We start from the raw sequence: 14,925 nt of genomic DNA, 5'->3' as shown, positions 1-14,925 counted from the left end.
CTTTATTTCCAAGAACCTTAACTCTTTCTTATGAACTTGCACAATCGACTGCTGACGGCTTTGTGCTGTTGTCCGTTGGTGTTGGCGGCTCAAACGGATTACCCCATCCATTTCGAGAAGACACAAAGCATCACGCACGCCTCACGAAAACTCAACGGCGTCACCGTCACCTCTCAAAACGGCGAGAAACAAAGCATTTCCACAGAGGCTGCACAAACGGCTTATGTGGATCGGACGGAACAAAAAATAACGGCCGCGGCCGGAGAAGAACTCCAAGTGGATTTCAATTTCAGCACGGCTTGGATGCACGGATATGTCTATATCGACCGCGGACGCGACGGACAGTTTTCGGCCGAGGCTGCAAACGGCATCATTGCCGACGGATCGGACCTGATGTCGTTTTCTCACTACAAAAAACACAACTCCGCAGGCGTGCAGGTGGAAGACAACACGATGAACATGCCGCGTTTCGTCGTACCGGCCGATTTGAAGCCCGGTGCTTATCGGATACGCTTCAAGGTGGACTGGAACAGTATTGATCCGGCCGGGGCACTCTCGCCGAAAGACAACACCGTGACAGGCTCAAACGGCATCATCGCCAACGGAGGTGTCATTCTCGACGCTTCGCTCTGCGTACACGACGCCAAGAGTCGCATTCGCTTGGGAAAAGGCGGAGATCTGCTCACAACCGAAAACGACGAGCCGATAACCGAAACCGCGAATTTCGGCAAATCCCTGACGGTGAAAATACATCCTCCGGTCGGGAAAAAACTCGACGTGCTCCGCATCAAACACGGCTATGGTTTGGAAGAAGCGCAATTTGTGCATTCCACACGGCAGTGGGCGGAAGACACCGTTCCGGGCTATCTCATTCGCAAAAATCAGTTCACCGTTCCGGCCGAAATGATAGAGGGAGAGGTGGAACTTTCGGCCGAATTTGTGAACGCCGCCCCCACAGGATCGGACGAAACGATCTATCCGCTGGCTTTTCCGAAAGACCTCACCCACAGCTCCACGGCCACCACACAGCTGAACAGCCTTTCTTTTGCTGCCGAACAAGGCGGAAACACCACCATATCGATTGCCGCCCCAAACCGAAAAAACATTTATCAGGACTTCTCCGCTCATTATGACAAGGAGGTTTCGGTCGTGCCCGGCGATCGGTTGCACATCACAACCGACCTCGCGGGCGCCGCTCCGCTTCATGCTTATCTCTATATCGATTTTGACCAAGACGGCAAATTCTCACCGCAACTCACGCCCGAAGGTCTGCCGACATTGTCGGGAGAACTGGTGGCGTTCAGCCAATACAATGGCAAAAACTCCATAGGAGAAGCCGTCGCGACCCTATCGCAGTCATTGCGTTTGCCGGTAGTGAAAATTCCGTCTTTGTTGCCCGAAGGGGTCTACCGCGCACGTCTGGTGTTTGACCACAACAGCATTGCGCCCGAAGGCCGTTGGATATTGGGCGAAGAGGGAATGCGCATCGATTTGACGGGAGGCTATGTGACGGACTTCCTGCTCAATGTCCACCGCCCGACCGTCGAACTGAAAATCACGACCGAACACGGAAATGTCTATGCACCCGTCGGAGCACTGCCTCGAAGCGTTGCGGCTTTCAAGCCGTTGAGCATTCGCAGTGTTCCCGCAGACAAGGGCTACGACCTGCTGGAATACACCGTGAAACACGGACACAACTTCGACGGGCCTCAATTTGTGAATGGCAATCGACAATGGGACATCATCACCCGCAACACGGCCGGCACTTGGGTATTGCCGAGACAGGCCGTGTGTGGCCGTCTCCACATCACGGCTCGCTTCGCCCCCGGAGCAGATGCCCGTTATCTTCCCCTCTTTGCGGAAGAGTTTAACGGAGCCGACGGCTCGCAGCCCAACGCCAAATACTGGAAACGTTCACAACGATTTCCCGTGACTTGGGCACGTTGGATTTCCGACTCGAAAGAGGTGGTGTTTATCGAAAACAACGAATTGGTATGCCGTGCCGTTGCCACCCCAAAATCCGAGAAAACCAAAGGCGAGAAAGAGCCGATGATCACCGGAGCGGTGGAAAGCCGGGGTTTGTTTGACTTCCAATACGGAAAAGTGGAAGGCCGTATCCTTACGAAACCTCACAAAGGCAATTTCCCGGCCTTTTGGATGATGCCGTCCGTCAGCGTCAAAGGTTGGCCTTGGGAGGGAGAAATAGATATTTGGGAACACATCGACACGCAAAGTGCCACCGTACACACCATTCACACCAATTGGACGTATAACCTCGGTAAGAAAAACGATCCGCCTTACTCGCACACGCACCAACACGTCGATATGAGTCGCTACCACACTTACGGCATAGAGTGGACACCGACCACCATAAAATGGACGCTCGACGGAAAAGTAGTACACACCTATACCAAACACGGAAGTTCGGAGGCTTTGAACAAAGGACAATGGCCTTTCGACCGAAAGTTTTACCTGATCCTCAACCAAAGCGTGGGCAACGGCAGTTGGGCGGCACAAGCCGATCTTTCTCACATCTATGAAACGCGCTTCGACTGGGTGAGGGTTTATCAAACGAAAGAGCAAAACCCTTTGGTCGGCATTGAGGAAATCGACTTGTACTCGAAAGAACAGCAGCCCGACGAAACGACCTACGACCTGTCCGGCCGAAGAGTGAGTGTCCCCTCCAAAGGCATTTACATCCGTGGCGGAAAAGTAGTGGCTCTGCCCTGAATGCGCAACCTGTGCCGTCCGTTCCACACAGGCAACAAGCAATATACCCGACCTCATCGCCCCGTTCTTTTCATCGAAGAGCGGGGCAGTTTTCATTCCCTCCGAAAAAAAAACGACAATGAGCGAACGAGGCGGTTTGCCATACCCTTTTCATAAACCCGACGAGCCGCGTGTCGCTTTCGGAGGTATAAGGATTTCCAAAAGTTCCCGATTTCTTGGCATTTTCAGATAGCATCCGTGCTTTTTTAAGCATTGAAATAGAGGGGACTGGAATACAAAATGCGTTTTATCGGAAAATCTTCGTATTTTTGTGCGCGAATAGTAAAACAAAAAGATTATGATGACTGCAAACGAAATACGCGAAGCCTATAAACGCTTCTTTGAAGAGCAAGGACACCTCATTGTGCCCTCCGCTCCGATGGTAATCAAAGACGACCCCACGTTGATGTTTACCAATGCCGGAATGAACCAATTCAAAGACATCATTCTCGGTCATGCCGAACCCAAATCGCGCCGGCAGGCCGACTCTCAAAAATGCCTCCGCGTGAGTGGAAAACACAACGACCTCGAAGAGGTGGGGCACGACACGTATCACCACACCATGTTTGAGATGTTGGGCAACTGGTCGTTTGGCGACTACTTCAAGGAAGACGCCATTGTGTTTGCCTATAAGTTTTTGGTCGATGTACTCGGCCTCGACTCGAAAGACCTCTACGTGTCGGTGTTTGAGGGTTCGAAAGAAGAAGGCCTCGAACGCGACGACGAAGCTGCGGCCATTTGGGAACGCTACTTCCCCAAAGACCACATCATTGACGGCAACAAACACGACAACTTCTGGGAAATGGGCGACACCGGCCCCTGCGGCCCCTGTTCCGAAATACACTACGACGGACGCACCGCCGAGGAAAAAGCCCAAGTGCCCGGAGCATCGCTCGTCAATAAAGACAATCCGCAGGTCATCGAAATCTGGAACCTCGTCTTCATGCAGTTCAACCGCAAGGCCGACGGTTCGCTCGAAGGATTGCCTGCCAAAGTCATCGACACCGGCATGGGCTTCGAACGCCTCGTGCGCGTGCTGCAAGGCAAAAACTCCAACTACGACACCGATGTGTTCCAACCTATCATCAAGAAGATAGCCGAACTTTCGGGCTTCGACTACGGCAAGAACGAACCCATTGATGTGGCCATGCGCGTCATTGCCGATCACCTGCGCGCCATCGCTTTCTCCATTGCCGACGGTCAGTTGCCCTCCAATGCCAAAGCCGGCTACGTCATTCGCCGCATTCTGCGCCGCGCCGTGCGCTATGCCTACACCTTCCTCAACCGTCGCGAAGCCTTCATCTGCCAACTTGTGCCCACCCTCGTGGCCGAAATGGGAGAGGCTTATCCCGAACTCAAAGCACAACAGGAACTCATCACCAAGGTCATTCGCGAAGAAGAAGAGTCATTCCTCCGCACCCTTTCCACCGGCATTCATCTGCTCGAAGGCGTCATCGCCGAAACCAAAGCCGCCGGCAAGACCGTGATCGACGGCACCAAGGCGTTCACCCTCTTCGACACCTACGGCTTCCCCTTCGACCTCACACAACTCATTTGCGGAGAGTCCGGCATGACGGTGGACGAAGAAGGTTTCAAGCAACAGATGCAACAGCAAAAAGAGCGTGCGCGCAACGCCGCCGCCGTCGAAACCGGCGATTGGGTGGTGATTGCCGAAGGCGAAACAGCTTTCAAAGGTTGGGATTTCACCGAATACGGTTGCCGCATCCTCAAATATCGCCAAGTGCAACAAAAGAAGCAAACCTACTTCGAACTCGTGCTCGACAACACCCCCTTCTATGCCGAAATGGGCGGACAGGTGGGCGATCAGGGCGTGTTGGTCAATGAAGCCGAAACGATCGAAATCTTCGACACAAAGCGCGAAAACAATCTTCCCATTCACCTGACAAAAAAACTCCCCGCCGACCCCACGGCCGAGTTCATGGCCTGCGTCGATCTCGACAAGCGGCGTGCCTGCGAAGCCAATCACACCGCCACACACCTCATCGACCAAGCCCTGCGTGAGGTCCTCGGCACACACGTCGAGCAAAAAGGTTCGCTCGTCACTCCGCAAAGTCTTCGTTTCGACTTCTCACACTTCCAAAAGGTGACTCCCGAAGAAATAAGAGCCGTGGAACGCTTGGTTAATGCCCGCATACGCGAAAATCTCCCCTTGCAGGAACACCGCGACATCGACATCGCCGAAGCCAAAGCCATGGGGGCTATCGCTCTCTTCGGCGAAAAATACGGCGACAAGGTTCGCGTGGTGCAATTTGGCGACAGCATCGAGTTTTGCGGCGGTTGTCATGCCGCCGGCACCGGCAATCTCGGTTTGTTCCGCATCGTGAGCGAAAGCAGTGTGGCCGCCGGTGTGCGCCGCATCGAAGCCATTACCGGAGAGGCTGCCGAAGAGTTGATGTATTTGGAACAAGACATGCTCACCGGCGTGCGCAATTTCTTCAACAACGCCAAAGACGTGACGGCGGCCGTGAAAAAAGCCATCGACGAAAATTCCGAATTGCGCAAACAAGTCGAAATCGCCATCAAAGAGCGCGTAGGACAACTCAAAGGAAAACTCATCGACGAAGCGCGAGAAGCCGACGGCGTGAAAATCGTTTCGGGAGTAATCCCCATGGATATTTCGCCCGATTTCGTCAAAGATCTCGCTTTCCAAATTTCCGGACAGTTGCCCGCTTCCACGCTCGTGGTGCTCGGATCGAAACACAGCGAAAAGCCCTTGCTCACCGTGATGCTGAGCAAAGACTTGATGACCGACCGCGGTCTTCACGCCGGCAATCTCGTCAAAGAAGCCGCCCGTCTTATTCAAGGCGGTGGCGGCGGTGCGCCCCACTTTGCCACGGCCGGCGGAAAAAATGTGGCCGGCCTTGATGCCGCCGTGGCCAAGGTGTTGGAGCTCTCCGGTTTCTGATGCCGCGCCACTCCCCAACGCGTACACAAAACGCACTTGCCCACACTTGCTGAAAACGACAACGAAACAAGTTTTCCCCCTTCCAAGTCGCCGCTTCGGATCTCGAAAGAGACCGAAGCGGCGACTTTCTGTTTTCGATGCCTGACAGACGGCCGAGCTTCCTCCGTGCTCGAAGATGCAACTACCTCAGAGCCGGAAAATTCTACCTAAGGCGTAGAACTTTCTACTCGTTACCTAAATTTCACCTCCTCTCCGAACAGCCAATCCGCCTCTTCCTCCCGATGCAAAACGGACGGAGGGAAAAGATCGAGAATAAACTTTAATTTCTCTTCTCTTTTACAAAGTTTTTATGTATTTTCGCCCATATTTCAGATAGGCCTCATGCAGGCTTTTCTGCTTTTGTTTCTCCCTTTCGGTCATCCCGACAAACGATGAATTCTGCCGGTTTGTCTGCGACGGCCTCCGTCGATAATTTTTCTCGCTTATGCCCACTCGTCAAAATCTCAGTCGTTTATTTCTCAAAGACACCTCTTTTGTGGACTTGATGACGCGCCGCGTGTTCAACATCCTCATCGTGGCCAACCCCTACGACTCGTTTATGCTCGAAGACGACGGGCGCATCGACGAAAAGCTCTTCGACGAATACGCCGCCCTATCCCTGCGCTATCCTCCGCGCTTCATGCTCGCCGGGACGGCCGAGGAGGCTTGGACGGAACTCGAAAAAACACCATTCGACCTCGTCATCGTGATGCCCGGCACGGACAACTGCGACACTTTCGACATTGCCCGCGAAATCAAACAACGCCACGAGAGCATTCCCCTCGTGGTGCTCACCCCGTTCAGCCACGGCATCACCGCACGCATGGAGTACGAAGATCTCAGTATCTTCGAATACGTGTTTTGCTGGCTCGGCAACACCGACTTGCTCCTTTCCATCATCAAGCTCATCGAAGACAAGATGAATCTCGACCACGACATCGACGAGGTGGGCGTGCAGATGATTTTGCTGGTCGAAGACAACATCCGCTTCTATTCCTCCGTGTTGCCCGAACTCTACAAGTTCGTGTTGCAACAGAGCAAGGATTTCGCCACCGAAGCCCTCAACGGCCACCAACGCACCCTCCGCATGCGCGGCCGCCCCAAGATCGTTTTGGCACGCACCTATGAGGAAGCCGTCGACCTCTACGAACGCCACCCCAAACACGTGTTGGGCGTCATCACCGACGCGCGCTATCCCAAAGACGGCGTGGTCGATCCCAAGGCCGGCGTGAAACTGCTGGCCGCCCTGCGCAGCAAAGATCCCCACCTGCCGCTCATTCTCCAATCGGCCGAAACGGAAAACATGCACGCCGCCGCGGCCTACAATGCCGATTTCATCGACAAAAATTCCAAAAAGATGAACATCGACCTCCGCACCGTGGTGAAACAGCATTTCGGTTTCGGAGATTTCGTGTTTCGCAATCCCAAAACCTTCGACGAAGTGGCGCGGGTGCGCAATCTCAAAGAACTGCAAGCGGCGATCAACACCGTGCCCTCCGACTCACTCCTCTACCACATCACGCGCAACCACGTTTCGCGTTGGCTTCGCAGCCGCGCCATGTTTCCGCTCGCCGAGTTCATCAAGCAACTCTCTTGGGAAAGCCTGAAAGATCTCGACGCTCACCGACGCATCATCTTCGACGCCATCGTGAGCTACCGCAAGATGAAAAATCAGGGCGTGGTGGCCGTGTTCGACCGCGACCGCTTTGACAGCTATTCCAACTTTGCCCGCATCGGCGAAGGCTCGCTCGGCGGCAAGGGGCGCGGACTGGCCTTCATCGACAACATGATCAAGCGGCATCCCGACCTCAACCGCTTCGACAACGCCGTCGTCATGATACCGAAAACGGTGGTGCTCTGCACCGATGTCTTCGAAGAGTTCATGGACACCAACAATCTCTACCCCGTTGCCCTCTCCGAAGCCGACGACGCCGACATTCTCAACGCCTTCCGTCGTGCCCGGCTTCCCCGCCGCCTGCTCGGCGACTTCCTCACCTACATCGAGGCCACTCGCTGCCCGATTGCCGTGCGTTCGAGTTCGCTGCTCGAAGACAGCCACTACCAGCCCTTTGCCGGCATCTACAACACCTACATGGTGCCCTATTTCGAAGATCGCCGCCGCATGCTCAACATGCTTTCCGATGCCATCAAGGGCGTTTATGCCTCGGTCTATTTCAAAGACTCCAAAGCCTATATGCAGGCCACGCGCAACGTCATCGACCAAGAGAAAATGGCCGTCATTCTGCAAGAGGTCGTCGGGCGTCCCTACGAAAACCGATTCTACCCCGCCATGTCGGGCGTCGGGCGTTCGCTCAACTACTATCCTCTCGGCGACGAGCGCGCCGAAGAGGGCATCGTCAGCCTCGCCCTCGGTTTGGGAAAATACATCGTAGACGGCGGCCGAACGCTCCGTGTCTGTCCTCACCATCCCGGTAAAGTGCTCCAAACCTCGGAAATGGACATCGCCCTCCGCGACACCCAAACCCGTTTTTTTGCGCTCGATCTCGACAACAAAGGCGAAAACTTCTCCGTGGACGACGCCTTCAACCTCCTACGCCTCCCCGTCAAAGAAGCCGAAAAAGACGGCGCGTTGCAGTTCATCGCCTCCACCTTCGACCCCACCGACCAAATCATCCGCCCCGGCCTCTATCCCGGCGGACGGAAGATCGTCAGTTTCGTCGGCGTGCTCGAACACGACGTCCTCCCCCTGCCCGTGCTCATGCAAGAGGTGTTGCAGCTGAGCGAGAGCGAAATGCGCCGCCCCGTCGAGATAGAGTTTGCCGTCGACATCGACGCCGCTCGCCGCTCCTGCGTGTTCTACCTGCTCCAAGTCCGCCCCATGGTCGACGTCAAGAGCGACGTGCTCATCGACCTCTCCTCCATTCGCGAAGAAGACGTTTTGCTGCGCAGCGACAACTCCCTCGGCCACGGCATCATGGGCGACATCGCCGATGTGGTCTACGTCAAGACCGAAGGCTATTCGCCCTCCAACAATCCCCTCATCGCCTACGACATCGAGCGCATCAACTCCATCCTTCTCGCCGAAGACCGCCACTGCGTGCTGATCGGCCCCGGCCGTTGGGGATCGAACGATTCGTGGTTGGGCATTCCCGTGAAATGGCCGAACATCTCGTCCGCCCGCATCATCGTCGAGGCCGGTCTTTCCCACTATCGGGTCGATCCCTCGCAGGGCACGCACTTCTTCCAAAACCTCACATCTTTCGGCGTGGGCTATTTCACCGTCAATGCCTTTTCGGGCGACGGCGTTTGCAACGAGGCGATCCTCAACGCCCTTCCCGCCGTCACCGAAACGCGCTTCGTGCGCCACGTCCGCTTTTCCCGTCCGCTTTCCGTCAAAATAGACGGCAAGAAAAAGCTCGGCTTCGTGCTCCTGCCCCCGACCGAAGTATGAAGACAAGTCCTCCGCCAAGCGCGCCATTTTCCTTTTCTTCTCACTCATTCTCTCTTAATCATCAATAAATCTTTCAATTATGTCTACTCCTAACTCCTCTTCACCAAAGCTTCTCGATGTGGGCAAGCGCATCGACGATTTGAGAAGTTACGTTCAGTCTTCCCTCAATTTAGTTGAGGCCAAACACGCATCTTTCATTGCACTGGCCATTGTCTTTTGGGGCATTATCATTGACAAATTCTCTTTCGAGGATTCCTGTTGGGAAAAGGTTTTTCTTGTACTCACAATCATCTCTTTGTTCGTTACAATCGCCGTGAGTCTTTGGTCATTTTATCCGAAAAGATCTCGCCAGAAGCCTGACCGAAAACGTATCACAAGCCATTATCTCTTTCGATGCGAAAATCTCGAATACTATTCGGCGGATTTTTTGAAAGAAGCTCTATCCGAAGGTTTTCCAAACTATAAATTCGACTCATTCGAAAGCCAAAAGATCGAAAACATCATTGATATATCAAAAGCCGCCGCTCGAAAATATCGTTTATTCCGAGATGCTCTCCTGTTGGCTTCTCTCTCCATTTTATTCTTTACCCTTTTGCTTTTCTCACATATAAAGTTTTGATTATGAACGACAAAATCGCTCAAAGCTATGCACGATGGAACTTCTGCCAATACTTTGAAAATAAAGCCTTTGTAGCCCCGATTGCCGAGAAAAGTGCCCATAATATTAAGCGACAAAACAGCATTGGCAAAACTACCGGACAACGTCTTTATTATTTTGCGATCGGCCACAAATGGAAAAATCTACCGAACGTAATATTTCAACGTTTCTATGACGAGCAACAGAAACAATATGCCACAGGGGATTATATGGCTTTGCAAAAGGAAGCGTTTCCTAAAAAAGATATTGAAGAACTACTTAGAAATTTGCGAAATCTCAACAACCATTATGTTCACGATTTCCAAAAGCTAATCATAGACAAGGAGAATAACAATGCTTTGCGTAAATTCTTGAAAGAAAGCTTCCGCATGGCTGCTACCATGGTTTATTTCGAACATGAAAATATATGGGAACGGCTTTGTGAGAAAACGAACCAAAAGCTGAGCAATACCTCATTTACATCTGAGCAATATGATAAGAAACTGCAAGAGCTATATCAAAAACACATCACAAACAAAGACTTCAAAAATAAACTTTGTGAGTTTCTTTCCAAAAAGTTTCTTTTCAATAAAACAAACAATGATCATACTCTTAATGATCTTGATTCATTGATCGAATATTTGCTCTTTGTCCGTGTATCATCGGATTTTGAATGGAAAATCAATAACGAACACGCGGTATTCACCATTCAAAAGGGAGAGTATCTTTCATTTGTCGGCGCACTTTTCGCTCTTTGCATGTTTCTTTACAAAGACGAAGCCAACACTATGATATCCAAAGTAAAAGGATACAAAAAAACGAAAGAGAAAGAAATGATGGCCAAGCGAGACATCATGACGTTCTTTTCGAAAAACATTTCTGCGCAAGACATTGATTGCGAAGAGAAAAACCTCATTTATTTTCGAGACATCATTCTCTATCTCAACAAGTATCCCTTGGAATGGAACAAAGCCTTGGAAAAGGAAGTAAACGCAGACAAAGTGTTTGAAGTTCTCAAAAAGGAAATAGCCGAAATGGAAGAAAATAGAATCCTTGATGTTTGCCTCACTCCATACCCCCAAAGAACTATCCAATCATTTATTTTGAGCGACAATTTCGACAAAATTCCCGATGTCAATAAAAAAATGATTGATGAGCAGGTGGAAGCCATTCAAAAAGATGTAGAAAAGTTGGCACAACGCCTCAAAGAGAACACCTTCTTCACCTCCTACGGACGCAATCAAGATCGCTTCATGGAGTTTGCTCTCCGATATTTGGCCGAACGAAACTATTTCGGAAGCGATGCGCAATTCAAATGCTATCGTTTCTACACCACCGAAGAACAAAATGTTTTTTTGGAAAGTGAAAAAGAGCGATTGCCGAAAAAAGAATTCGACAAAATAAAGTTTCATCGTGGCAGGGTCGTTTATTTCTCCACTTTGGCCGATCATCGTGACCGCTATCCCGACTGGGATACTCCCTTTGTTTTCGAAAACAACGCCATTCAAATCCGGATCACGCTGAATGACAAAACGGTGTTGCTTTCCATTCAACGCCCACTCTTGGTTTGCCTTGTGCAACATTGCCTAATGCAAAAAACTCCCGAAGGCAAAGGCAAAAACCTCTTGGAAGATTATTATGCCCACTATCGGGAAAATTTGGCGACTGCCCTAACCGCTTTTGGAAAATCCAAAACCGAAGTGTCGTCCGAAGACAAAAACATCATCGAGCAACTCTTCCCTCGGCGAGCAGTCAAACGTTGGGCTACGGGAGAGGAAGTTCAACTTACGAACGAAGGTTTAGATCGTATATTAAAAGAAGCCAAACACTGCGAACTTCGCTATCAGAAGAAGCTGGAAGAAGTCGAGAAAACAGTAGAAAGAACCGGGAATCCCGACCCACTCACCCATTTCCTCAAAAAGAACAAAGGAAAACAGTTCAAACTTCGTTTTGTAAAAAAGGCATGGAATCTCATGTATTTCAAACCTGTCTATAAGGAAAGATACGAAGAAAAAAAAGAGCACCACAAATCTTATCATCTCACACGCGAAGAATACAACGACTTCTGCTGCTATATGTTTGATTACGGTGTCAACTCCGACTATCAACGTTTATTGCGTGAACTTTTGGACTCCAAAGGTTTTCTTGCAAATCCTGAACTTGCGGGTCTTTTCGAAAAATGTAAATCGCTCGACGATTTCTACCAAGATACAAAAAAGATCTTCGAAACATGGATCAGCACCTCCGTCAGAGAGAAAAGAGAAGATAGATTTCAACTCTCCATGTATAAGAATTTCTCGTTCAATCAAGAAGTACCCCAACCGATATTATACATCAATCTTCAACACTTTCTCAACCATGTAAAAAAAGACAAAGGAGAGCAAGAGTATGCTTATCCACTCCCCCCAAATCAAAGTTATCTGATTTCTTCTTATTATTTCAAGGATCATCAGAAAAGCAATAATTCGACACTAAATAAGCTGCATTTCAAACTCCGCAACACTTGTGTTGAAGATTGCTTGCTCTACGAAATAGCTATGTATTATTTCAACAAAGAAAACCCTATCACCGATCCTGCTCGAAATAAAGTAAACAAAATCCTACAAAGTAAAGACTTATTCATCGAAATTCAAGACAAGAGAGAGCTCTCCAAAACTTTTCGATTGTATTTTCCTTTCAAACAAATCGAAAAAGTTGGAAGCATGCTTCACAACGATCAAGAAAAAGAACGTTTGACCGATGTTCCACGCTACATAGATCTATTGGCAGACAGAGAAGAAAGGAAAAAGAACAAGCAATGGAACAAGGAAATCCGAAAGATTTACGATAATTATAAATCAGGCAAAATCCTACTGGAAGATTATACCTATCTACAAAAGGAAGTTGTAAGAGAGTCGGGAACTTTCTTATCCGTTTACATGGAAATGGAAAAGTTTTTCATCCTCCAAGAGAAATTGCGCCCGAAGCCGGGACGAAACAATATTGTTTACAAAAAAATAACACCACTGAAAACTCTATTAGAGGAAATAGAGCAAGAGCAAAAAATCGAAAAGTTTGATAACAATGGAAATCGTCAAAGCAACATTATACGCAATGATGCTTGCCACTTCTCTTTCCCACAAAAACTTTATGATACGATACTTATAGAGTTGGAGAAGAAATTCATCAAAAAGTATGTTTCATCTCCTACTCCTCTGTCTTTCCAAGATTTTCCGGCTCCCATACGAAAAGTGTTAGACTATTTCTTAGAAAGTGTTCATAATTCTTTATTTCAATATAAAATAAAAAACAAAGAAGAAAGAATTGCTACTGCACAAAGAGAATATATCAATCAAGTCATCAAAAAATATATTCAGCCTCTGCAAAGAAGAATACACTAATAGCATGCAATATTATGATTGCAAGAACAAAAGAATAAGCATGTTGTCAGTGCCCCGTTTTTGAGGGGTCGAAACAACAGAATAAGAGTTAAAGTAAATCAACCCCCCGTTGTCAGTGCCCCGTTTTTGAGGGGTCGAAACAACGTACTGATTCCAAGATATAAGCGTTACTTAGTTGTCAGTGCCCCGTTTTTGAGGGGTCGAAACAACTAGTTTAGTGTTGGTTAATGTTTAATTATTGTTGTCAGTGCCCCGTTTTTGAGGGGTCGAAACAACGGTCTACAAGTAAATACCCTCTTGGAGAATGTTGTCAGTGCCCCGTTTTTGAGGGGGCGAAACAACTATTGCTTGAAAAATCTCGTAAGCGACTTGGTTGTCAATGCCCCGTTTTTGAGGGGTCGAAACAACGCATCAAAGGTGATGAATATGCGAGTTATCGTTGTCAGTGCCCCGTTTTTGAGGGGTCGAAACAACAATAAGTTTCTTTTTTTCTTTCATATTGTTGTTGTCAGTGCCCCGTTTTTGAGGGGTCGAAACAACACTCATCTGTAACCCCAAATAGAGCCGCCAGTTGTCAGTGCCCCGTTTTTGAGGGGTCGAAACAACTAGTTCTTCTATCGTTTTCATAATTTTATAGTTGTCAGTGCCCCGTTTTTGAGGGGTCGAAACAACTACAGCAGATGGAGCAAAAATCAAAGGATAGTTGTCAGTGCCCCGTTTTTGAGAGGTCTAAACAACAAGCGATAAGACGCTATTAAAAAAGAAGTAGCGTGCCACTTTGGTCAGTTCCAAGAGTGACACGCTGTTTCATTATGCGCGTTCCAACGCATAAAAATATAGTCGCTATTTTTCAAGAGACGAAAGGAAGGAAAGAGAGAAATATAGAAGAAGTTCCTTTTACAGATCTTCTTTCGGTTGGAATGAGAAGTGTCCGCTAAAAGTTATGGTCTGAAACTTTTAGCGGACACTCATCGTTGGCAACGCAGTTGTGGGAATAAGTCGTGCAAGGTTCAAAATGCGATAGATCTTTGAAGCTGCAATGTTCCATTGATAGCTCCGCAACCCGGCTTTCACCTCCGTTCTCACTCCCGACGACGGCGACGGCGCGCTGCCGATGAAACCGCCCTTTTTGAACGTTGATCTGCCCTATTTTTTTATTTTTGCCCTTTTGCCTTCGCAAAAACATCTTTTCGTCTGATTTTCAGCACGTTTGTTGCGAAGGCAAGTGAAGGCAAGCCCTCAGAAGAAATTGCAACCTACTGAAAATCAAACTTTCACGGTGAAGGCAAAATAGGGGTTTGCTTTCACCTCCTTCCACTGACGAGGTGCGTAAGATCGGTAGTTTCAAGGCTGTGAAAGCAAAAAAAGACTGCAACAAAATGATTTTCAGGGATTTGAAAAAGAGAAAATCATTTTGCCTCCGCTTTGCCTTCACCGGAACAAATTGGTATTCAGAGGATTGGAGCGTTTAGCGGAGGCAGTGAAGGCAAAATGTCATCACAAGGAGCGCGCGCGTACGCGCGCGAGGGGAGAAAATCGTTACGCTTCGAGGGGAGGTGGGTGTCTTTACCTTGGAGATAGAAATGTCTACCTCAGAGGCCGTGTTTTCCAAGTTGGAGGAAATTGTGTTTCCGTTCAGGTCGATGTCATGTCGGGCAGCAGTGAAAAAAGCGGCTTAATGGTCAAATGTACTCCTGAAAGGGGGCAAAAATGCTCTCTTTTTCATTTAATGGTCAAATGTACTCCTATAATAGTTGAACTC

General features: G+C 49.2%; 4 protein-coding genes and 1 CRISPR repeat array. All 4 genes read left to right on the top strand.

The annotated features are described in order from the left end of the window. Positions 1-30: 30 nt before the first annotated feature. The 4 genes from EII14_RS04095 to EII14_RS04080 all read left to right on the top strand — a co-directional run bounded on the left by EII14_RS04095 (position 31) and on the right by EII14_RS04080 (position 13,163). Positions 31-2,730 carry a glycoside hydrolase family 16 protein gene (locus tag EII14_RS04095; RefSeq protein WP_124931291.1) on the top strand — a complete coding sequence of 900 codons (2,700 nt, stop codon included), beginning with the start codon at positions 31-33 and terminating at the stop codon, positions 2,728-2,730. Between the two features lie 337 nt (positions 2,731-3,067). Continuing rightward, a complete protein-coding gene (gene alaS, locus EII14_RS04090; protein ID WP_124931290.1) occupies positions 3,068-5,695 on the top strand; it encodes an alanine--tRNA ligase in 2,628 nt (875 codons plus the stop codon). 484 nt (positions 5,696-6,179) lie between these two features. Next, a complete protein-coding gene (locus EII14_RS04085; protein WP_124931289.1) occupies positions 6,180-9,146 on the top strand; it encodes a PEP/pyruvate-binding domain-containing protein in 2,967 nt (988 codons plus the stop codon). 621 nt (positions 9,147-9,767) lie between these two features. Next, a complete protein-coding gene (locus EII14_RS04080) occupies positions 9,768-13,163 on the top strand; it encodes a hypothetical protein (RefSeq protein WP_124931288.1) in 3,396 nt (1,131 codons plus the stop codon). Positions 13,164-13,205: 42 nt separating this feature from the next. Continuing rightward, positions 13,206-13,901: a CRISPR direct-repeat array (repeat unit 36 nt; unit sequence GTTGTCAGTGCCCCGTTTTTGAGGGGTCGAAACAAC). Positions 13,902-14,925: the final 1,024 nt, after the last annotated feature.

The sequence above is a fragment of the Alloprevotella sp. OH1205_COT-284 genome, assembly GCF_003859795.1.
In the GTDB taxonomy this organism is placed as follows: domain Bacteria; phylum Bacteroidota; class Bacteroidia; order Bacteroidales; family Bacteroidaceae; genus Alloprevotella.
This window is presented reverse-complemented; position numbering and strand designations above follow the sequence as displayed.

What these genes read in the sequence shown, in the direction of transcription:
- EII14_RS04095 (WP_124931291.1), top strand. Translation starts at nt 31, where the DNA reads ATGAACTTGCACAATCGACTGCTGACGGCTTTGTGCTGTTGTCCGTTG.
- alaS (WP_124931290.1), top strand. Translation starts at nt 3,068, where the DNA reads ATGATGACTGCAAACGAAATACGCGAAGCCTATAAACGCTTCTTTGAA.
- EII14_RS04085 (WP_124931289.1), top strand. Translation starts at nt 6,180, where the DNA reads ATGCCCACTCGTCAAAATCTCAGTCGTTTATTTCTCAAAGACACCTCT.
- EII14_RS04080 (WP_124931288.1), top strand. Translation starts at nt 9,768, where the DNA reads ATGAACGACAAAATCGCTCAAAGCTATGCACGATGGAACTTCTGCCAA.